General features: G+C 65.8%; 15 protein-coding genes and 1 tRNA gene. 10 read left to right on the top strand and 6 right to left on the bottom strand.

The window, feature by feature from the left end; translation table 11 throughout:
- Positions 1-23: 23 nt before the first annotated feature.
- From GO999_RS07520 to GO999_RS07510, 3 genes are all read right to left on the bottom strand, one after another.
- Positions 24-335: a hypothetical protein gene (locus GO999_RS07520; RefSeq protein ID WP_211906711.1), complete on the bottom strand. Its 312-nt coding sequence runs from the start codon at positions 333-335 to the stop codon at positions 24-26.
- A gap of 914 nt (positions 336-1,249) precedes the next feature.
- Positions 1,250-1,978 (bottom strand): DUF2278 family protein, encoded by a 729-nt coding sequence (locus tag GO999_RS07515; RefSeq protein WP_211906710.1) that lies wholly within the window; start codon positions 1,976-1,978, stop codon positions 1,250-1,252.
- Positions 1,979-2,066: 88 nt separating this feature from the next.
- The gene (locus GO999_RS07510; protein WP_211906709.1) at positions 2,067-6,122 is read right to left on the bottom strand and encodes a Dyp-type peroxidase; all 4,056 of its coding nucleotides are present in this window, start codon (positions 6,120-6,122) and stop codon (positions 2,067-2,069) included.
- A 1,071-nt stretch (positions 6,123-7,193) separates the two neighbouring features.
- On the opposite strand from GO999_RS07510, the gene GO999_RS24650 reads away from it, so the two are divergent.
- The 3 genes from GO999_RS24650 (at position 7,194) to GO999_RS07500 (ending at position 11,109) form a co-directional block, all read left to right on the top strand.
- On the top strand, positions 7,194-7,547 hold the full coding sequence (locus GO999_RS24650; protein ID WP_019718676.1) for an aminotransferase class III-fold pyridoxal phosphate-dependent enzyme: 354 nt from the start codon (positions 7,194-7,196) through the stop codon (positions 7,545-7,547).
- 54 nt (positions 7,548-7,601) lie between these two features.
- Positions 7,602-8,351, top strand: coding sequence for an aminotransferase class III-fold pyridoxal phosphate-dependent enzyme (locus GO999_RS24645; RefSeq protein WP_249215058.1), 750 nt, complete (start codon positions 7,602-7,604; stop codon positions 8,349-8,351).
- A 427-nt stretch (positions 8,352-8,778) separates the two neighbouring features.
- Entirely contained in the window at positions 8,779-11,109 is a 2,331-nt protein-coding gene (locus GO999_RS07500; protein ID WP_211906708.1) for a putative bifunctional diguanylate cyclase/phosphodiesterase, read from the top strand.
- Positions 11,110-11,114: 5 nt separating this feature from the next.
- Here GO999_RS07500 and GO999_RS07495 read toward each other — a convergent pair whose 3' ends face one another.
- The gene (locus tag GO999_RS07495) at positions 11,115-11,975 is read right to left on the bottom strand and encodes an MBL fold metallo-hydrolase (protein ID WP_011001491.1); all 861 of its coding nucleotides are present in this window, start codon (positions 11,973-11,975) and stop codon (positions 11,115-11,117) included.
- A gap of 91 nt (positions 11,976-12,066) precedes the next feature.
- On the opposite strand from GO999_RS07495, the gene GO999_RS07490 reads away from it, so the two are divergent.
- The 4 genes from GO999_RS07490 to GO999_RS07475 all read left to right on the top strand — a co-directional run bounded on the left by GO999_RS07490 (position 12,067) and on the right by GO999_RS07475 (position 16,059).
- On the top strand, positions 12,067-12,432 hold the full coding sequence (locus GO999_RS07490) for an ArsR/SmtB family transcription factor (protein WP_016721730.1): 366 nt from the start codon (positions 12,067-12,069) through the stop codon (positions 12,430-12,432).
- Between the two features lie 122 nt (positions 12,433-12,554).
- Positions 12,555-13,820 (top strand): NAD(P)/FAD-dependent oxidoreductase, encoded by a 1,266-nt coding sequence (locus tag GO999_RS07485; protein WP_211906707.1) that lies wholly within the window; start codon positions 12,555-12,557, stop codon positions 13,818-13,820.
- Positions 13,821-13,823: 3 nt separating this feature from the next.
- Positions 13,824-14,645 carry a sulfite exporter TauE/SafE family protein gene (locus tag GO999_RS07480; protein ID WP_211906706.1) on the top strand — a complete coding sequence of 274 codons (822 nt, stop codon included), beginning with the start codon at positions 13,824-13,826 and terminating at the stop codon, positions 14,643-14,645.
- 241 nt (positions 14,646-14,886) lie between these two features.
- A complete protein-coding gene (locus GO999_RS07475; protein WP_016721728.1) occupies positions 14,887-16,059 on the top strand; it encodes an acyltransferase family protein in 1,173 nt (390 codons plus the stop codon).
- Positions 16,060-16,397: 338 nt separating this feature from the next.
- Here GO999_RS07475 and GO999_RS07470 read toward each other — a convergent pair.
- A tRNA-Pro gene (locus GO999_RS07470) sits at positions 16,398-16,474 on the bottom strand.
- 140 nt (positions 16,475-16,614) lie between these two features.
- On the opposite strand from GO999_RS07470, the gene sixA reads away from it, so the two are divergent.
- Positions 16,615-17,088, top strand: coding sequence for a phosphohistidine phosphatase SixA (gene sixA / locus GO999_RS07465; RefSeq protein ID WP_011001486.1), 474 nt, complete (start codon positions 16,615-16,617; stop codon positions 17,086-17,088).
- A gap of 134 nt (positions 17,089-17,222) precedes the next feature.
- Positions 17,223-18,059, top strand: a complete 837-nt coding sequence (locus GO999_RS07460; protein WP_011001485.1) for a GNAT family N-acetyltransferase — start codon at positions 17,223-17,225, stop codon at positions 18,057-18,059.
- An 81-nt stretch (positions 18,060-18,140) separates the two neighbouring features.
- On the opposite strand, the gene ppx is transcribed toward GO999_RS07460, so the two are convergent.
- Entirely contained in the window at positions 18,141-19,679 is a 1,539-nt protein-coding gene (ppx, locus tag GO999_RS07455; protein WP_016721725.1) for an exopolyphosphatase, read from the bottom strand.
- 157 nt (positions 19,680-19,836) lie between these two features.
- Here ppx and ppk1 point away from each other — a divergent pair, with 157 nt between their 5' ends.
- Positions 19,837-22,011 (top strand): polyphosphate kinase 1, encoded by a 2,175-nt coding sequence (gene ppk1 / locus GO999_RS07450; RefSeq protein ID WP_019718671.1) that lies wholly within the window; start codon positions 19,837-19,839, stop codon positions 22,009-22,011.
- Positions 22,012-22,033: the final 22 nt, after the last annotated feature.

Below are 22,033 nucleotides of genomic sequence, written 5' to 3'. Positions count from 1 at the left end.
AACAGGTCAGGACCGGTGGACGCTTATTCTGAATGCGCCGCAGTGACGGCGCGGGCAGGCCTGCCAAAATCAATCAATCCGTCTTCGTGGAAGGTCTGGACCACATATTCCAGCATCGAACCGAACCGGTGGACCACGGCCACGAAGTTCCCGGCGACCATGCCGAACTCATATGGCATTGCATACATCACGGTCAGGTCTTCGTCTCGGTCGATGGTGAACACCGGCAGGAACACGTTCTCATTCAGGCGCCGTGCCAGTTCATGCTTCTGACCGATGCTGGCCTGCCGGTTCAGTGGCAGGTATGTAGAAACCCACGTTTGCGAACTTGGCATTTCCACTTGTCACGGTACTTCGAAATTGCGGCCATTGCGTCTACCTCACGGTAGTCGCAGTGTGCTCAAAGTGTGCTCGGATTCACCCAGTGTCCCACAGATCCTTGTCAGATAAGGGGACAGTGGCTAAAGCATGATCGCTTCTAAGCCGACGGTCGGGGGTTCGAATCCCTCTGGGCAGGCCAATAAAGATAAAGGGTTGCAGCGATTTCGCCTGCAACCCTTCTTCATTCCCGCCCTTCGTGTAGCCGCCATGCACTTCATTCGGGCGGATGACCGTGAGTGCCTGGCGGCCCTGATTTCAAAGTCGAGTACATCGGCATCAGTTCATCAGGGCGAACTGCGCTCAAACTCCGACGCTTTCCGACATGCTTGGGGTCCCCACCACACCAAAACCAGCGCGATGAACTGGTTTTCTTCTTCGGCAGACCCGGCTCCGCGGACACGCCTTAGGACGTCTACATCCTCAGAATGAGGAGGCTTATCAAACTGAAAGCTACGACACCAAACCAAAACATTCCCGGGTCGTCCTCTCGCGTATATACCGCATCTCGAACCGCGAAGTATCCACCGTAGACGGCATGCGCGCTGATGGAGGCAAGTGAGAGGCCAAGCACTGTCAGCGTGTGGTGTGAAATCGGCCCCCCTCGATGATGGGCTGCATAGGCAACTGGGATGACCAGGCCGATAGCGAACGCCACCCAGTTTGCGATGAACCATGGCCGTTCGAATGGCTTCGTGGATTCCATACTCATTGGGCTGGCCTGATGGGACCGGTGTTAGACGCTCCGCAATATATCAGATGGCCCATTGCCTCAGGAGTACGCCGTCCAGATGCCCCGCGATCATCACGCCGATCATGCACCGTTCGCCGGATGACAACTGTTGCGCCTGAGCATGCCGGCGCGGGCGCGTCAGCCTGCAATGAATTCGGGCAAGGGGCGCGCGCTCGCGAGCGGATATCCCCTGGCATCGGTGGGCAGGCATTGCGTCTGGAATGCGGTGAAGATCGCGGCGAAACCATCGGCGCGCTGCACGATCACCGCGCCATCCTGAAACGCGCCGTTTTCCCCCCAGTGCTTTCCGCGCGGATTGCCCTGATTCATGTGGGTTTCATGCAGTCCGTCTTTCTTGGGAAGAAACAGGAAGCCGAAACCATAGACGACAACGTCATGGTCGGTTGGCGGGTAGAAATCGCGATTCTGCGGTTGACCATTGCCGTTGTCGTAGGGCAAGGACATCGGCGGCTGGGTCGTATCGATCGACAGGATCTCGCTGATGATGTCGTTGACGTCGGCACGCTGGCCGTTTTCATCCGCGTACGGGACGGGCCGCATCCGGCGCAGGTCGAGCAAGCTGCGGTCCTGCCAGTAGTCGAGCCGGGGGAAATCGGTGGTCTGCAGCCCATAGGGCAATTGACCGAGCTTTTCGGTGAGCGGGTCGGTAAAGTTCAGATCGGCGTAGAAATAGACGTTGTTGTTGCCGTCTTCGCCGATTTCGGTCGACGCCGAGTTCACAACGATCTTGAAGATGGCGTCGTCACTGCCTTTGACGTTGATCACGTAGTGCGGACTGCCCGGATATTGGGGCTTGAACGGGGCCGCGTTCTGCAGCTTGCCTTTGAACATGCAATATTGATTCATCGACCTGATCTCCTGTGTCGGTCTCCCGGAACCGGGTAAGAGCGCATGCCGGCGCGCACGCACGCGACCGGCATGACTGCCTCGGTGCTTATGTGCTGTAAGGCCGGCGCGGATGCACCTTCTGATGGGTGGCGTGCATCGCCACGAACATCTCGGTCCAGCCGCCCATCCGTACGCGCAGCAGATCGAAGCTCTCGGGCGAGTTGGCCGCAGCCAGGAAGGTGGCCTGATCCGCCGTGGTCACCGTCAGGATGTTCGACCCCTCCCCTTCGACAAAGGCGTCCAGAATCTCGACCAGCCGGCTTTCGCCAATGCTTTCGTCGATATTGAGATCGACCGGAGCCCCATTGGCAAAGCCGAAAGCATCCGTCGCCGTGATGCCCTTGAGCGCGAGCACGCCGTCAACGCGCTGCTGGCTGGCATCGGTTGCCGGCAGATCGAGAGGCGAAGGAGATGGCGACATGTCGGTGCCCAACGGCTGGCCGGAAAGCCGCCCGTCGGCCGATGCCGCGCAGCCCAACCCCTGCTCCACATAGCTCGCGAACGTCCCCACGCCCGGCTGCATGCAGAAGCCGCCGAAAGGATGCGCCGGCGTGCCGTAGGCCATTGCCTTGCGCCGGTACTGGTCGGCCAGCCCATCGCGAGGCTGGGCCATGACCTGCACCGCGATCCCTGCGACGCGTTGGCAGATCTCGTTGCCGAACCGGTCGATGTCCGCGTTGCCGCGTCCCCACCGGGGCAGCGACAGTGCGATGGATCGCAGTTGGCGGAACCGGGTCGCGGCCTGACTGACGCGCGTGGCATCCCCGGCCAGCACGGTCGGATGAACCAGTGGGTCGATCATGTTCTCGCCCCAGTTGCAGAGGAGCGCCTGGACCAGTTCGCTCAATGTCGTGATCGCGGTCGCCTGATCGAAGCACATCACGCGGATTGCCCACAACGCGTTGATCGTGTTGGCCAGCGACGTGAAGCACGGCCCGAACACGTTGTAGCGCGCGCCGCCGGCATAGATATCGCGCCCCTTGGCCAAGCAGTCGTGGATGAACAGGTTGAGCAACGGCGACGGACAGACGCCCTCCATGCGTCCGAAATCCGCCACCGTTCCTTCCATCTGGCGTGCGAACGTCCACTCCAGGTGCTTGAAGAACACATCTTCCAGCTCGGCGTAGGAAGCGATCGCGCTGGCTGGCTGAGACCGGAACGAAACGTTCTTGCCGAACAGATCGACGGGGCCGGCCGATTGCATCTGCCGGCCCTGGTTCAGCGCAACCTCCAGCATCTGCAAGAGGGTGACGCCACCGAGATGGAACCAGTTGGCGCCGACAAACTGCGGCTCGTAGCAGCCATCGCAAGCGTAGTCATGGGCGTCTTCCCGGCGGACGGCCGCGTTCCACCGCGCGGCTTCGTCGGCGCTGGCGCGTGGCCCGATCGCGATACCCGAGCCGCTGAGCGCCGGAATGATCTTGTCGTCATTGAGCAGGATCGGGCTGGCGCCGCCGCTGAGCTGCCCGCGCGCGGCCTCGGCCAGCAGGCGCTTGCGCCATGCGGAGGGCATGTCCCTCGAAACCCGCAGCGACAGGACCGGCGCGTTGAACGGCAAGCGGGACGACGCGCGCAGGCAGGCCAGCGTGACATCGGAATATTCCCAGCTGCCATCGGCGTTCAGACCACCGACCGTGACCTGCTGGATCCACTGGTTGACGCTCTGCCCCTTGGGGTACGGGCCCGCGCGATTGCCCATCGCGAGATTGCCCAGTTCCTGGCGGTCGTCGATGAAAATCCGGTTGAGCAAGGTTTTCTCACCGAGCTTCAGCCAGAAGCAGTCGATGGCTTCCTGCAACTGCGTCTCGCCGAGCGGCGCTTTTTCCTGGAACGGTCGAATCAGCCGGTCAAGCCGCCCCACCGCGACCGGTTCTCCGCACAGGTGCAGCGTCGCATGGCAAGCCAGCACCAGCTGGAGCGCGTCGAGCACCGTCTCGGGCACCGCGCCGCTGGCCAGCCGCCGCAGCCGCGCCTCCATCTCCGCCAGATTCGTGCGTTCGATCTTCTGGTCCTGCGGCAAGGCCTGCGCAGTGTCGTGCGCGGTGCCGGCCAGCCCCTCGAGATATTCGGCAAGCCCGCGCAGCGCAAGACGGGACCCCGCATAGAAGGGCGCGACCGCTTCCGTGCGCTGGGGATCGGTGGCGGCAAGCGCCTGCTGAGCCTCGTCGATCCGACGGCTGACCCCACGGATTCCGTGTGTCAGCAGGGCTTCGTAGCCAGGGACGACGTGGCCCACGCCCGAGGTGGGGCTGAGCGACAGGTTGAACCAGCGAAACCGCTCGGCCTCATCGTCATCGTCCCGTGTGTAGTCGATGACGTAGCGGCCCTCGGCCAGCGATTGCGCCGGCATCGACCCGGCGAGGAGATCGAGCGGGTGAATGTCGCAGGTATCCATCCCGCCGTTGCCACGGCGGCCGACGCCGTCGAGCCGAGCCGCCAGGTTGCACAGCAGCCGGGCCGCCCAGGCGGCGCGCAGTGCGACGGGTTGACGCATGACATGATCGGCGGCGCGCGCCTGGGGCGTCGGCCCCTTGACGTCGCCCCCCGCTTCGGCCAGCAGCGCATCCCGCTCCGGGGCATGACTCGAATCGGCGAAGAAACGCTCCAGCTGCTGACGAAGCGGCGCCAGCTCGGCCGGCTTCTGAGCGCGATACCACGTATCGTCCCACTTGCTGAACAAGCGTTCGAGAAGAAACTGAACACGCAGGGACAGCGGGGCGGGTCCATTGTCGCTGGCCGCGCGGGTGCCGATCGTGTAGAGATAGTCCTTGTGGTTGTAGAACATCCAGCCGTTGGGCGAGCGCTTTTCGTAATGGCGGTTGAGCCGCGACCAATCCACCCCCGGGAACCGCCGCCAATCCTCGAAGCGGTTGGGCACCCGGCTGTTGAGGTCGTCTGCGAAGGCCTCGGCCTGCAACTCGCGCAAGCTGGGCGCATAGAAGAAGCCGCCCAGGTCCGAGCGGACGTGCGTGCCGCCAAGCAGGCGATCGCGCGCGAAGCCATCGCCATCCGCTTCGCCGAATTGCGAGCGCAGAACGGATTCGATCCGTGCCGCCGAGCGCGCGACACCGATGAAATAGATGCCCGCCTCGTCGTTGTGCGAAGCCCCGCCCGCGTTCTCGACCAGGGGCGTGCCTGCGTCGTTGCGCTTGCGCTGGCCGAAGGGCAAACCCAAGCGCAGCAGTTTGATGGTGTTGCCCGTGGCATCGTACGTGTGGGAACTGCGAACGTGAGAACGGGCATCGTACGAGGGGACCAGCTCGTCGCTGTACTGGTGACGGCCAATCACCGAATCGATCTCGGCGGCCGCCTTGGAGTGGATTTCCGCCCAGTTGATCTGGAAACGCTGGGTAAAGACAAAAGCGCCGCCGATGCTGCCGGGGTCTTCGTCGCCCACCAGCACATGCTCGAGCACTTCCACGGGCGAAGCGGGATTGCGCAGGTTCTCCTGGAACCGGCCCCCGAGCACGCGCCCGCCCGCCCCGCCCTTCGGCAGCGTCGGGTTGACACGCGACTGCATGGCGACCTCGACGATAGCGTCCGCCGCGACGCCCGCCTCACCCAAGCGCTCCGTGAGAAAACGCGCGATCGCGGACACGGCGTCCTGCGTATCGGCCTTGATGACGAACCAGGCCTGCACGCCGCTGCTCTGCAGCGCGCCGCGCGACCGGTCGACCACTTGCGGTGCATCCGGGCCGGCGCCGGGCTCCTCAAACACCATGCCGCGCGGCGGCGTACGCGATTCGGCCTTGCAGAATTGCGTCCAGGTCGAGAAGGCAAACGCTACGCAAGCGCTGGCATGGACGTCGGGATGGTCGGTGTGGATGTAGCGACGAGCGGCCGACAGCAATTTGCCGAACCCTGCGCGGTCCATGGAAGGCGGCAGGCGCAAGATCGACAACGCATTCTGAAAAGGGGCGGGATAGATCAGACCCGGCTGCATCCAGCTCAGGGTAGCGTTGGCCCGATCACGCAGCAATGGCTCCGGGCTCTCCGCCTGTGCGGTATCCGGCGATGCGCCAACTGGCGCGCGGCCGTGCGGGTCGAGGAAAAAATCCACGACAAGACGGCTCCAACGCATGCTGTTGCCTGACTCGGCCATCGATACTCCCTCCTGTTGCGACAGCGTCGCTCATGTACTTCGTTGGGTGTTTCGTCAGTGCGCCCCGCCCCCTACCGATGGAGCGCGGCCGCCAGAACATTCCAATGCCCGGACGCAAAGCATGCCCTCCGAGCCATTCGCCGGCGAATTCAGACAAGACGGATTGGATTGGTAAAGAAGAAGCCCTGCAGAGATGCCGCTATCGGCGCGCAATGGATCGGCGGTCGCCGCTTGGCGAAGGGCTCGTTTGCATTCGCCAATCAGTCAAACCGAGGCTCCGTGCACGGCAGAATCAAACACCGCGTTCGGGTTTCGCACATGCTTCATGAGAATGAAAAGAGCGAAGCAACCAATCTCGTCTGCTCGCCTGGACGTGGCGTTTGATTGCAAAGACATGCCTCCGGAATGAGATCGGCAGCCTGACCCCGGCAGTCAGTGCATGGCTTCGATTGCTTTGGGGGCAAATGTTTGTCATGCAGACTACGTCACGTTGATGCCGCGTGCCAGAATTTCTCTCTTTCTTGGGAAGCGCTGTCGCGCCTGAGTGCGGCCATAAAACCGGGGCATCGCAGCAGAATCGAATGCCGAATGGATGGAATGGGCAAGCTACAACCTGGCGCTCGGCGTGGGCGCAGAGAAAATCGTCGAGGAACTCAAGCACAACGGTTTCGAGGCCGGTCGCGCCCGGTCTCCCGTGACGGACATCCAGCTCCACCCGATCTTCAAGGCGGCGAAGACATTGGGGGGCGACGTCCAGAAGTGGGAATCGCTGAGCGAAGCCCTGCTGGAATTGGCGTCCCAGAGCGTCGATCTGAATAGCGTACCGCGCGTGCGCGGCCTGTCTTCCGAGGCCTTTCACGAACACTATTACAGCCGGAATCTGCCTGGATCGTCCGGAGTTCGCGTCGCTCCTGGAGGATATTGCCTTCGACGAGCGTTATCTCGATCCGATCGGCCCGGTCGGCAAGGTGTTCTTCTGGCTGGGTCCGAAAGGGGCGAAAACCCCGCTCCATCGCGATCTCGGGAACGTCTTCCTGGTGCAGGTGCGGGGCCGCAAGCTCTGGGGCGACTATGCCCCGACCGCGGGCGTGCCGCTGTTCGCTTCGCGATCCGAAGGCGGCCTATCTCCGGGACGTCGACGGCCATCGCTACATCGATTGCGCGCTGGGCTACGGCTCGGTCGTACTGGGACACGGCCACCCCGCCGTGGCCGACGCAATGCGGCAGGCGGCCCGGCTCGGCGGCCATTCGACACTGCTCAATCGCTGGCATGCTGAGCTTGCGCAACGTTTTGTCGACATGATCCCGGCGGCCGAAATGGTCGCCTTCCTGCGGACCGGGTCGGATGCAGTCAGTGCCGCCGTCCGCCTGGCAAGGGCGATCACGAAGCGCAGGGTGGTGCTCCATTGGGGGCTGCACGGCTGACACGATTGGTGCGCGCCCGGTGCGCAGGGCATTCTCCAGGCCAATCGCGAGCACGTGTTCGAACTGCGCTACAACGACCCGAATCACGCGGCCCACCTCGTATCGAAGCATGGTCGGGACCTGGCCGCCATCGTCATGATGCCCTACGAGATCGACCCTCCGGTGGCCGGCCATCTCCATTGCATGCAGGCGCTCGCACGAAAGGCCGGCGCGCTCTTCGTCCTCGACGAGGTGCGATCGGGATTCCGGATCGCGCTTGGCGGCGCCCAATCGTACTTCGGGCTCGAACCGGATCTATCGGCCTTCGGCAAGGCACTCGGCAACGGCTATTGCATCTCGGCCCTCGCGGGGCGCGCCTGCCATATGCGGCACATCCTGAAGCTCGGATTGACCGTCACGCATTACCGCTCTCCCGATGTCATGGCCGCAGCCGTGGCGACCTTGGAAGCACTCGATCGATCCGACGCGCCGGCAAGGCTGACCGCGCTGGGCGAGCGTCTGATGTCGGGGCTGGACCGGACCTTCGCAACGTCCGGCGTGCCCGGCCGTGCCGTCGGCTTCCCGGCCACGCCGTTCGTACGGTTCGACGCCCCCCGACCGAATGTCCGCGACAGCATGGTCCGGCATTTCATCAATGGCATGCTGGCCGAGGGCGTTCTGATGTGCCCGGCCCACCATTGGTTCCTGTGCGCGGCCATGACGGATGCGGATGTCGACGCCATCGTCACGGCCGCGGCGCGCGTGCTCGCCGGACTGCGCGGCACCATCGACCCGCATGCCCCATCCCCTCCCGGCGCAGCCTGATACCATCGGACGCGAGCAATCCGTGACCGGTGGCCGCTTGGCCCGGACACGGCAGATGCACTGAGACGCCCGCCCCCGCAGGAGCGGCTTAGTCTGTCTTCCTGAGCTGGATCAACCGAACGCGCTATTCAGGAACCCGCCAATCGTCCGCTCCTGTTGTCGTACCACGCGAATAGCGCGCCGCCTCGTCACAGCGAAAGGGGACATCATGCCGCTGGCCCGCCAGCTCCCGTTGCCCGCCGGTTCCAGCCGGCCAGCGGCCACCATGGCCACGTCGCAGATCCGCCCTGCGGTGGCCGCCCACGCACCGGACGCCGCCGATGCGTAGCGCATTGCCGTCGCCGCGTGCGTCGGGCGCCCCTTCCAGCCCGGCGTCGAATCCGCGCGCCGAGGCCCGATCGGGCCGCTCCGGCAACAGGAGCGCCCAATGACGATGAAAGCGCTTGCGGGCCGGGTAGCCCGCTTCATGGGCGTGCCAGCCGACAACCCGGAGCTGCTCAAGGCGCAGTACCGTGCCTTCTCGCGCCAGTTGCCGATGATGTACTTCATCCTCATCTCGAGCACCTGGGCGGTCGCCCTCACCTACCGCGCCATCACCCCGGCCTGGCTGACGGTCGGGATACCGCTGCTGCTGACGCTGGCCTGCGCGATACGCGTGCTGCACTGGTGGCAGTCCCGCCGCATCGACCCGACACCCGAGCTCGCCCTGGGCGCCCTCACGCGCACCAACCGGCTGGCCAGCGTCATCGCCGTGTCGTTCACGGCCTGGTCGCTCGCGCTGTTCCACTATGGCGACGCCTATACGCGGTCGTACCTGGCCTTCTACATGGCCATCACCGTGATCGCCTGCATCTTCTGCCTGATGCATCTGCGCTCGGCCGCCATCACGGTCACGGCGATCGTCAACGGGGCGTTCATCGCCTTCTTCGCGGCGACGGGCCAGCCGACCTTCATTGCGATCGCCATCAACATGGCCCTGGTGTCGTTCGGCCTGCTGGTCATCCTGATGGTCAACTACCGCGACTTCACCCTCATGGTGAACGCGCAGACCGAAGCCCGCCGCCGCGAAGCGGAGCAAAGCCGCCTGCTGCACATGATCGACGACATGCCGGTCGCCGTCATGACGGTGGAGCCGGGCACGTTCGCCATCAACTACGCCAACAACACGTCCAAGCGGCTGATCGACCGGATCGCGCACCTGCTGCCGATCGAGCCCGACGCCCTGCTCGGCACCTCCATCGACGTCTTCCACGCGCATCCGGAACACCAGCGCCGGCTGCTCGCCGATCCGGCCAACCTGCCGCACAACACGCGCATCCGGCTCGGGCCCGAGGTGCTGGACCTGAAGGTCTCGGCGGTCCGGGCCAACGACGGCAGCTACATCGGGCCCATGCTGACCTGGGCGCTGGTGACCAAGGAGGTGGAGGCCGAGAACCGCATCCGCCAGCTCGCCCACTACGACACGCTCACCGGCCTGGCCAACCGCACCAACTTCCGCGAACAGCTCGATGCCCGCCTCGCGGCGCCCGAGGCCCGCCTCGGCTTGCTGTATATCGACCTCGACGGCTTCAAGCTCGTCAACGACACCAAGGGGCACCGGGCCGGAGACGCGCTGCTCGAACGGGTCGCGCAGCGGCTGCGCGCGGTCTGTGACCGCCCCGGCATGGCCATCGCGCGGCTGGGCGGCGACGAATTCGCCGTGCTCGTGCCGCACGACGATGCCGATCGCGCGGCGGCGCTGGCCACCGCGCTGATCGAAGCACTCGGTGCGCCGTATGCCCTCGGTGCCGACCAGAACGTCCGGATCGGAGCATCGATCGGCATCGCGCTCGCCCCCGCCCACGGCCGCGATACCGAGAACCTGCTCGCCCGCGCCGACATCGCGCTCTACGCCGCCAAGGCCGCCGGCAAGGGCCTGGCACGCCTGTTCTGCGCGGACATGGAAACGCGCATCCAGGCGCGCGCGCTGCTGGAAGCGCAGTTGCGCGCCGCCCTCGAGCACCAGGACCGCCTGTTCGTCTTCTACCAGCCGATCGTCGATGTCGCGACCGGCAAGGTCACCGCGCGCGAAGCGCTGGTGCGCTGGCACCATGCGGAACGGGGCTGGGTCTCGCCCGACGAGTTCGTCCCCATTGCCGAACAGAGCGGCCTCATCGACCAGCTCGGCCGCTTCGTGCTGCATCGCGCCTGCCGCGAAGCGACCCGCTGGGAAGACGGCGCGCGCGTGGCCGTCAATGTGTCGCCCATGCAGCTGGGCAAGGCGACACTGGCGCAGACGGTGCACGCCGCGCTGATCGACTCCGGCCTGGCGCCCGACCGCCTCGAGATCGAGGTCACGGAGACCGCCCTCATCCAGAACGAAGCGGAGAGCTTCGAAGACCTGCGCCAGCTCTATGACATGGGCGTGCGCGTCGCCCTCGACGACTTCGGCACCGGCTATTCATCGCTGGCCCATCTGCGGGCCTTCCCGTTCGACAAGATCAAGATCGACCGCTCGTTCGTCCGCGACCTTCTCGAGCGGCCGGACAGCGCGGTCCTGGTCAGAGCCATCGCCGACCTCGGCCGGCAGCTCGGCGTGACCACCGTGGCCGAAGGCGTGGAAACGCAAGCGCACGTGAGAGGCATCCGGGAAGCCGGATGCACCGAGGCCCAGGGGTACTACTACGGCCGGCCGGCGCCGAGCGACGAAGACCGGCCGCGCGTGGAGGCCTGCGGCCCGGCGCGGACGGATGCCGCGTTGGCTTCCTGCGCCGGCTGACACGATCACAGCGCGTTCAGCGGAATCTTCAGATACCGCACGCCATTCGGCTCGGCCGGCGGCAGCGCGCCCGCCCGGATGTTGACCTGGATGGACGGCAGCATCAGCGTCGGCATGGCCAGCGTGGCGTCGCGCCGGGTGCGCATCTGCACGAAGTCGTCTTCCGTCACGCCGTCGCGCACATGGATATTGGCGCGGCGCTGCTCGGCCACCGTGGTCTCGCAGGTCGCCTCGCGGCCGGCGGGCGGATAGTCATGGCACATGTAGAGCCGCGTCTGCGGCGGCAAGTCCAGCAGGCGGCGGATCGACTGGTACAGCGTGCGCGCGTCGCCGCCGGGAAAATCGCAGCGGGCGGTGCCGACATCCGGCATGAACAGCGTATCGCCCACGAACACGGCGTCGCCCACCTGGTAGGCCATGTCGGCCGGCGTGTGACCGGGCACCGACAGCGCCTTCGCTTCCAGCGCGCCGATGCGGAACACCTCGTCCGCGGCGAACAGGTGGTCGAACTGCGAGCCGTCGAGCCGGAACGACGGCTCCAGGTTGAAGATCGGCTTGAACACGCCCTGCACCACCCGGATGCGCTCGCCGATGGCAATGCGCCCACCGAACCGGTTGCGCAGGTACGGCGCGGCCGACAGGTGGTCCGCGTGGGCATGCGTCTCGAGCAGCCACTCGACCCGCAGCGCGTTCGCCTCGATGTAGGCCGCCACCCGGTCCGCCGAGCCGGTCCGGGTGCGGCCGGATTTGGGATCGTAGTCGAGCACCGAATCGATCACCGCGCACGGCGTGCCCGGCCCGCCATGGACCACGTAGGTCATGGTGCAGGTATCGGAATCGAAGAACGTCGAAATCTGGGCGGGCATGGCAGGACTTCCCCAAACAATCTATATTTTAATAGAATATCGTCAGACATTCTGTCTGCCAATAGAGCACCTTTCAACAACCGCGCCCGCCATGCCCCGATCGACCGCCGTCGCCACCACGGCGCCCCCCGCTCCGCTGCCCGAGCATGCCATCGACATGCTGCGGGATGCCGCGGCCCAGGCCTGTGCCGTGCTCAAGGCCATGGCCCACGAAGACCGCCTGCTGCTGCTCTGTCAGCTGACCCAGGGCGAACGCAACGTCGGCGAGCTCGAGACGCTGGTCGGCCTGCACCAGCCCAGCCTGTCGCAGCACCTGGGCGTCCTGCGCGACGAAGGCCTGGTGGCCACGCGCCGCGACGGCAAATACATCTATTACCGGCTCGCGAGCTTCGAGGTCATCCAGATCATGCAGACGCTGTCGTCGCTGTATTGCGGTCAGGCTCTGCCCCCATCTTAGAAGGCCGCGCCCATCTGGTCATTTTGTGCTGCGGCATGTGGCGGTTGCCCTGGCATCCGCTGCCACCGCAGCGTTCATCGAACGGCCGGCCGGACGCCTCGGCCACCCAACGCCAACCCGCTATGCCCCCATCCCCCAACGCCAACCCGAACCCGCCCCACCATCCGCCCACCGAAGTCCTGATCATCGGTGGCGGCGCCGCCGGCATCGGCGTGGCCGCGAGCCTGCGCCGCCGCCGGCCGCAGTTGGACATCGCGATCATCGAGCCGAGCGATGCCCATTACTACCAGCCGGCCTGGACGCTGGTCGGCGGCGGCGCGTTCGACGCCGGCCGCACCGTGCGGCAGACCGATGCGCTGATCCCGGCAGGCGTGCGCCGCATCCGCTCCAGCGCCACGCACATCGATACCGAGACCCACCGCGTGTCGCTCGATGACGGTCGCAGCGTGCGGTACAGCCAGCTGATCGTCAGCCCCGGCCTGCGGCTGGCCTGGGAGCGCATCGACGGGCTGGAGGCGGCGCTGGGGCAGCATGGCGTCACCTCCAACTACCGCTTCGACCTCGCCCCCTACACCTGGTCGCTGGTGCGCAGCCTGCGCTCGGGGCGCGCGCTGTTCACGCAGCCGGCCATGCCGATCAAGTGCGCCGGCGCGCCGCAGAAGGCGATGTACCTGGCCTGCGACCACTGGCGCCGCACCGGTGTACTCGATCGCATCGACGTGGAGTTCAATCTGACCGGCACCACGCTGTTCGGCGTCGAAGCCTTCGTGCCGGCGCTCATGCGCTACGTGGAGCACTACCGCGCCGGGCTGGCCTTCAGCTCCACGCTGGTGGCTGTCGACGGCCCGGCGCGCACGGCCTGGTTCGAGCACAAGAACGCGGACGGCGAAACGGTCCGCGCTGCCAAGCGCTTCGACCTGCTGCACGCGGTGCCGCCCCAGGTGGCACCGGCCTTCATCGCGCAGAGCGGCCTGGGCGATGCCGCCGGCTGGTGCGAAGTCGACCCGGCCACACTGCAGCACGTCCGCCACGCCGATGTGTTCTCGCTCGGCGACGCCTGCTCGACACCCAACGCCAAGACCGCGGCCGCCGTGCGCAAGCAGGCCGTGGTGGTCGCGGAAAACCTGCTCGCCCACCGCGACCGGCAACCCCTGCCGACACGCTACGACGGCTACGGCGGCTGTCCCCTGACGGTCGAGCGCGGCAAGGTCGTCCTCGCGGAGTTCGGCTACGGCGGCAAGCTGCTGCCGACCTTTCCGCTGGCGCCAACCGTGGCGCGCCAGTCGGCATGGTGGCTCAAGACCACCGTGCTGCCGTGGCTGTACTGGAACGGGCTGCTCAAGGGCCGCGAGTGGCTGGCCCGCCCGAGCCTGCCGGTGGAGCGCTGAGCCGTGCCGCTCTACGAAGCCGGCTGGCTCGCCAGCGCGGGGCTGGGCTCCGTGGTCGGACTGATCCTCGCGCTGACGGGCGCCGGGGGCGCCATCGTGGCGGTGCCGCTGCTGATCTTCGGCCTGCACCTGTCGGTCTCGCAGGCGGCGCCGGTGGCGCTGCTGGCTGTCGGCCTGTCCGCCGGGCTGGGTTCGGTGCTGGGGCTGCGCGAGGGCAAGGTCCGCTACAAGGCCGCCGCGCTGATGGCGCTGTGCGGCGTGGCGCTGTCGCCGCTGGGCGTCTGGGCCGCGCATCGCGTGCCGAATACGCCGTTGACCGTGCTGTTTGCCATGGTGCTCGCCCATGTGGCGATCCGCATGTTCCTGCAGGCGCGCGCAACGGCCCCTGCCGCGCCATCGCCACGCCATGCCGCCCCGCCCTGCCACCTGGACACCGTCCGCGGCAAGCTGATCTGGACCCTGCCGTGCGCGCGCACGCTGGCATCCTGGGGCGCGGCGGCCGGCCTCCTGTCCGGGCTGCTCGGCGTCGGCGGCGGCTTCGTCATCGTGCCGGCATTGCGCCGCGCAACCGACCTGCCGATGCAAACCATCGTGGCCACATCCCTCGCGGTGATCGCCCTCGTCTCGGTCGGCGGCGTGCTCGCCTCGGCCATCGGCGGGCATGTCGACTGGCACATCGCCCTGCCGTTCGCCGCCGGCGCATTGGCGGGCATGCTGACCGGGCGCGGCTTCTCGCGCCATCTGGCGGGGCCGGCGCTGCAGCTGGGTTTCGCGGCGTTTGCCGGCGTGGTGGCGATCGGACTGGTTGTGCGGGCGCTGGCCTGACCTGCCGTGCCCCACCGGCCACGCCTCTGGCGCAATAGCGTCCCAGATCGCGATCACGGATGCCGCCAGCCCGCCCCCCTCCTGGCTGGACTCGCAAACACTGTGCCCAATACCGCACCCCGACACATCGGCCGCCGCAATGCACATCAGAGCAGTACAGGCGATCACATCCGCCTGAATTGGATTGCACACCCCACGATTGGCGTTACCATGCCGGCTTCACTGTGATTGTGGGGAAAATGTGGCCCATGTAAGTCAAGGGTTCGTCGGAAGACTGGAGTCGCTAAGGGGGATCGCCGCCCTGGGTGTCGCCATCTTCCACGCGCTGATCTGGATCGCCTTCGGCGCCGAGCGTGCACTCTTCACGCAGACAGTCGAAAGCGTCCACGGTGTCCAGGTCACGATTGCCCGGACCATTCTTTCGGCATTTTGCGGCCCGGCCGCCGTGATCGTGTTTTTTGTCCTGAGCGGCTTTGTCCTAGCCAGATCTTTGCGCAAAGAACCGCTCGGGGCTGCGATGTACATCGGCTATTGCCTGAAGCGGGTGATGCGGATTCTGCCCGCGCTCGCGTTGTCGATCGCCATCGTGCTTGTGTATTTGGCCGTCTTCTATCCCGGATACCAAGCCTTTCCGGCAGCCTCGATCTGGTTCAACTGGTGGTACAAGGAGCCGATCACAGTCGTTGACGTCGTCAAGAACCTCGCGATGGTGTCGTCATCCCTCAACTCGAATGCCTGGACGCTGCGCATCGAAATGCTGGCTTCGTTTGCGTTGCCGTTTGTCGTGGCGATCATGGGGCGCAGCGGAATGGTGCGTTCGCTGATCGCCGTCGCCGCATGCTTTGCATGGGCCGCCTATACAGACAACCCGGCAAGCGCGCCTGGCGAGTTCGCCCATTACGCCTATATGTTCGTGCTGGGCGTAGCCGTCGAGAAGCACATCGGCCAGGTTGCAAGGATTCCAACGTGGCTGTCCGGTCTGCTGGTGATCGCCAGCCTGTCCGCAATGGTGGCCGTCAATGCCCTCTGGCCGCTCGCCCACTTCCTATATTGCGATGCGGCCATCGCCGTAAGCGCCGCGCTCCTCATCCTGGTGATCGTCGTCGACGGGAATGCGAAGTTCCTTGCGATCATGGATACCCGCGCCGTTCGCTTTTTGGGCCGTGTTTCGTACAGCTTCTATATCCTGCATTTCATCTTCCTGTACGGCACGGCAAATCTTGCGTTGCGACTGTTTCCAGAAGGCGTGCTGGTAAGGTATCCGCTGATCGCATCGGCGCTTGTGGCAATTGCTTCAATTGCCATGACCCTGCCGTTCGCATCCCTCTCGTATCGTTTTGTAGAGCGCCCAATGACAGCGGTCGGAAAACGGATCGCCGAGATGCAATGGTTGCGCATGAGGACATCGCCGTAGCGCGATTGCGCGCGATGCACGAGATGCAGGAAAGCCGCTGATGCGGCTTTTTTCGTGCCTGCCGACACGTTGACACGTGCTGCGACCTTCTTCTGACCCAGGCACAGCTACGCGAACGTTGGGGGCCCAACACTCGCCCGACTGCGGGATGAGCCGGCCCTGGTAGCCCCGGTAGCGGCGCCCGTCACCAAGACCGACTGCAAGAGGAAGCCGCCCGAGTTGGGCGACCTTGCCCGAAGGCGCACGGTATACCTGCCCGGAATTAGACGCGCGTCGGAAGACAAGAAAAAACGGCCTATGCATTGCTGCATAAGCCGTTTTTTCCAAAGCAGAAATTCTGGTCGGGGCGACATGATTCGAACATGCGACCCTCTGATCCCAAATCAGATGCGCTACCAGGCTGCGCTACGCCCCGAACCCGCGATTGTACTGTGTTTGCAACGCGATGGTCAAACCGTCCTTAGCTCCAGTCTTGGCCGATGCAGCGAGCCGGCGCTGACGTTGTCATGACACGGTGCTATAACGGCCCCAGAAGCCGCCCTCCCGAATGCCTCCATGAACCTGATCCTCTGGCGCCACGCCGAAGCCGAAGACGTTGCCACGACGCTGCGCATGCATCGCAGCACCGACCTCCAGCGGGAACTGACCCAGCGCGGGCACAAGCAGGCCGACAAGATGGCCGCCTGGCTGCGCCCCCGCCTGCCCGAAGACACGCTGGTGCTGGCCAGCCCCGCGATCCGCACGCAGCAGACCGCCCGCGCGCTGACCGAGCACTTCCAGACGCTGCCCGCGCTCGCCCCGGGCGCGGATGTCAGCGCGATCCTCGCGGCGCTGGACTGGCCGTCGAACGCCAACCTGCTGCTGGTCGGCCACCAGCCCTGGATCGGCCGACTGGCCAGCCTGCTGATCGCCGGTGAGGAGATGGACTGGAGCGTGAAGAAGGCCGGCGTCTGGTGGCTGTGCCGGCGCGTGCGCGAAGACGAGGCCCAGACCGTCCTGCGCGCGGTGATGAACCCGGACATGCTGTGACCCCGAACACCCTGCATCGTCACGGAAACGCCATCGAAAATTCATCCAACGGTCACGATTGACACGCTTTTGTCGCCGATCTGTCATGCAGCGTCTCTAGAATCGCCTCGCCAAGTCATCAAGGGGATGCCCGAATGCGAGACCTGCCGACGCCCACCCAGCCGCTGATCGATGCGTTGCCGAGCCTGAGCCTCGGCGCCTCCAACGCACGGAGGGGTCTTCATCGCGCACCGGATGCTCCGGCGCGTGACAAGCCTGTTCTGGCCATTTCGTGGGCCCGCCACCAGGATGAGGTAACCGAGGCGCAGCGCCTGCGCTACAAGGTCTTCGCCGAAGAGATGGGCGCCCACCTGGCCTCGGCCGGCACGGAACTGGATGTCGACATGTTCGACGCCGTGTGCGACCACCTGATCGTGCGCGACCAGCAGACGCTGCGCGTGGTCGGCACCTATCGCGTGCTGCGCCCGGATGCCGCCAAGCGCATCGGCTGCCTGTACTCCGAATCGGAATTCGACCTGGTGCGCCTGGCGCACCTGCGTCCGAAGATGGTCGAACTGGGCCGCTCCTGCGTGCACCGCGACTACCGTTCGGGCAGCGTGATCATGGCCCTGTGGGCCGGTCTGGGCGAATACATGCAGCGCTACGGTTTCGAGTCGATGCTGGGCTGCGCCAGCGTGTCGATGGCCGACGGCGGGCACTTTGCCGCCAGTCTGCACCGCCGCTTCGTCGAAGACGGCTCGCTCGCGCCGATCGAGTACCACGCCTTCCCACGGGTGCCGCTGCCGGTCGATGAGCTGAACCAGACCCTCGAAGCGGAGCCGCCGGCGCTGATCAAGGGCTACCTGCGCCTGGGTTCGCGCATCTGCGGCGCCCCGGCCTGGGACCCTGATTTCAACGTCGCCGACTTCCTGACGCTGCTGCGGCTGTCGGACATCAATCCCCGCTACGCCCGCCACTTCCTGCGCGGCTGACGCCGACCCGCCTGACGGCAAAACAGAACGGCCCGGATCGAAAGACCGGGCCGTTCTGCTTGCATCACGAACCGGCGACGCTCAAACGTAGACGACCTTGTAGCGCCGGCCGATGCGCTCCCACTCGTCGGCCTCCTGCGCCAGGCTGTACTCGACCAGCGGATTCTGCTCGACCCAGCTCTTCGGCAGCTCCACCTCGAAGCCGCCCTCGTTGAGTTCACCCTCGGTATGCCGCACGCGCAGGCCCGGCAACTGGATCACCCCGCGCCGCCGGCACAGCACGAAGGCCAGCCGCAGGCTGAACAGCATGCGCCAGTCGAGGAACTTGCCGCCACCGGCCAGCTTGCCGAGCTTGCCCGCGTGCCCCAGCAGCAGCGTCGCCAGGCGGGCCTGGTCGGTCTTGGAAAACCCCGGCATGTCGGCATGGCTGGCGATATAGGCCGAGTGCTTGTGGTAGCTGCTGTGCGAGATGCTCATGCCGATCTCGTGCAGGTTCGCGGCCCAGCCGAGCAGCGCGAGATTGTCCTCGCGCCGCTCATCGGGCGGATCGGGAAACTGCGACAGCAGCGCCGTCGCCGCGTCCCGCACCCGGTGCGCCTGCGCGCGGTCCACGCTGTAGCGGCGCATGAACTGCTCGATCGTCACGGTGCGCATGTCTTCGTGATGGCTGCGGCCCAGCAGGTCGTACAGCACGCCCAGGCGCAGCGCGCCATCGGTGACGTCCATGCGATCGATGTCGAGCTCATCGAAGACGCCCAGCATGATCGACAGGCCACCGGGCAGCACGGGGATGCGGTCCGGCTTGAGGCCGCTCAGCTTGAGGCGGTTGGCATTCTCGGCCTTGACCAGCGCGCGCTTCAGGCGCTCCAGCCCTTCGCGCGTGATGCCGTGCTCGCTGCTCTTGTCGTTGAAGCCGTTGAGCTCGATCAGTTCGGCCAGCGCGCGAGCCGTGCCGGACGAGCCCACCGACTGCTTCCAGCCCGCCGTGCGGTACGGCTGCACCAGCACCTGGATCTCGCGACGCGCGGCCAGCTCGGCCTGCTTCATCGCATAATCGTCGACATTGCCATTCGGGAAGAAGTGACGGCTGTGCGAAACGCAACCGATATAGAGACTCTCCATCAGCTTGGGCTTGTAGCCGTTGCCGATGATGAACTCCGTGGACCCGCCGCCGATATCGACCACCAGCCGGTTGCCCTGGCACGCCGGCGCATCGTGCGACGCACCGAGATAGATCAGGCGGGCCTCTTCGCGGCCCGCGATCACCTCGATGGGGAAGCCGAGCGCGGCCTCCGCCTCGATCAGGAAATCCTGCGCGTTCTTGGCCACGCGCAGCGTGTTGGTCGCCACCGCGCGCACCTGCTCGGGCGCGAAATCGCGCAGGCGGTCGCCGAAGCGGCGCAGTGCGTCGACGCCGCGACGGCGCGCGGGCTGGTCCAGGTACTTATCTTGCGTAAGCCCGGCCGCCAGCCGGACCGGTTCGCGCAGCGCATCGACCTGGAATATCTGGCTGCTGCTGTTGCCGCTCGCGGTGATCGTCTCGTCGACGCGGCCGATCATCAGCCGAAAGCTGTTGGAACCCATGTCGACAGCTGCCAGCAGACGGGGGGTGGGACTCATGGATGGATACGGGTAAATACGCAGGGGGATTGTGATGCACGACACAGGGCAACAAAATATGTCTTTGTTGTGTCCTATGCGTGACAATTCTAATGCGTCACAAACTTGACACGCGACTATGAAAAAGTGGCCGGATAGTCATTCGTTGGAAACCACCATGTCGACCCTTCCGACCGGCGACCTGCTCAATCGGGAAGTCGGCATCCTCGAGTTCAACGCGCGCGTGCTCGCACAGGCGGCCGACCCGGGCGTTCCGCTGATGGAGCGCTTGAAGTTCATCTGCATCGTGTCGAGCAATCTGGATGAGTTCTTTGAGATCCGCGTCGCCGGGCTGAAGGAACAGATGCGCGACAACGCCTCGGCCCTCACCCCCGACGGCCTGTCGGTGCAGCAGGCATTTGGCGTGGTGACGGAGCGGGTACGGCAGCTGGTCGCGCAACAGTATGCCATGCTGCAGGACGAAATCCTGCCGCTGCTCGAGAAGGAAGGCGTGTTCTTCCACATGACCACCAACTGGAACGAAGCCCAGCGCGCCTGGTGCCGCGGCTTCTTCCAGCGCGAGCTGGTGCCCATCCTGACGCCGATGGCGCTGGACCCGGCCCACCCCTTCCCGCGCGTGCTCAACAAGAGCCTGAACTTCATCATCGAACTGTCGGGCAAGGATGCCTTCGGGCGCGAAGCCGAACTGGCCATCGTGCAGGCGCCGCGCGCCCTGCCCCGCCTGGTGCAGATGCCGCCGGAGCTGTCGGGGTATCCGTACGGCTTCGTGCTGCTGTCGTCGTTCATGCAGGGCTTCGTGCACGAGCTGTTTCCGCAGATCGACGTGCATGGCTGCTACCAGTTCCGCGTCACGCGCAACTCCGACCTGTTCGTCTCCGAAGACGAAATCACCGACCTGCGCGAAGCGCTGCAAGGCGAACTGTCGACCCGGCACTTCGGCGATGCGGTGCGGCTGGAGATCGCGCACGACATCTCGCCCGCGCTGGCGCGCCGGCTGCAGCAGGAATTCGGCCTGTCCGAAGCCGACTGCTACCGCGTCAAGGGGCCGGTGAACCTGGTGCGCCTGCTGCAGGTGCCCGACCTGGTGGACCGCCCGATGCTGAAGTACCCGCCGCATGCGCCCGCCGCCGTGAAGGCCGTGGCCGCGTCGTCGAGCATCTTCGATGCCATCCGCCAGGGCGACATCCTGATGCACCACCCGTACGAGAGCTTCATGCCCGTGCTGGAGCTGCTGCAGCAGGCCGCGCGCGATCCGGACGTGGTCGCCATCAAGCAGACCGTGTACCGCACCGGCAACGAATCCCCGGTGATGGAGGCGCTGATCAAGGCCGCCCGCAACGGCAAGGAAGTGACGGTGGTGGTCGAGCTGCTGGCGCGCTTCGACGAAGAGACCAACATCAACTGGGCCGACCAGCTCGAATCGGCCGGCGCCCACGTGGTGTACGGCGTGGTCGGCCACAAATGCCACGCCAAGATGCTGCTGGTGGTGCGCCGCGAGGCCGCCGGCGGCAAGGCCAAGACCGTCAAGCTGCGCCGCTATGCGCATCTCGGCACCGGCAACTACCACCCGAAGACCGCCCGGCTCTATACCGACTTCGGCCTGATGACGGCCGACGAAGCCATCTGCGAAGACGTCCACCACGTGTTCCAGCTGCTGACCGGCACCGGCGCCCAGGTGAAGCTGCACCACCTGTGGCACTCGCCGTTCACGATGCACGCCAACCTGATCGAGCACATCCGCGCGGAAGCGCGCGCCGCCCGTGCCGGCAAGCGCGCGCGCATCATCGGCAAGATGAACGCGCTGCTGGAGCCGACCATCATCGACGAGCTCTACAAGGCCTCGCGCGCGGGCGTCAAGATCGACCTGATCGTGCGCGGCGTGTGCGCGCTCAGGGCCGGCGTGCCGGGGCTGTCGGAACACATCAGCGTGCGCTCGCTCGTCGGGCGCTTCCTGGAGCATCACCGCGTCTACTACTTCCATGCCGGCGGCGAGGAAGTCGTCTATCTGTCCAGCGCCGACTGGATGGACCGCAACCTGTTCCGCCGCGTCGAGGTCGCCTTCCCGGTGCTCGATCGCAAGCTGAAGGCGCGCGTGATCCGCGAAAGCCTGCAGGTGCACCTGCGCGACAACGCCTCGGCCTGGGTGATGCAGCCGAACGGCTCGTACGTGCGGCGCCAGACCAAGGGCAAGCACGTGCGCGTGAGCCAGATGGATCTGCTGAACCACTTCTCGCCGCAAGCCGCCGCGGCCGCGGAAACGGCCGCCGCCGTCGCAGCGGCCACCGCGACCGAGCCGCCGCGCAAGCCGCCCGCGGAAATCTCCGCGGGCTGAACGCCCCGACCCGCCAACAAAA

This window comes from Ralstonia nicotianae (assembly GCF_018243235.1).
In the GTDB taxonomy this organism is placed as follows: domain Bacteria; phylum Pseudomonadota; class Gammaproteobacteria; order Burkholderiales; family Burkholderiaceae; genus Ralstonia; species Ralstonia nicotianae.
Note: the sequence above shows the minus strand (reverse complement) of the source record. Positions and strands in the feature narration are given on the sequence as shown.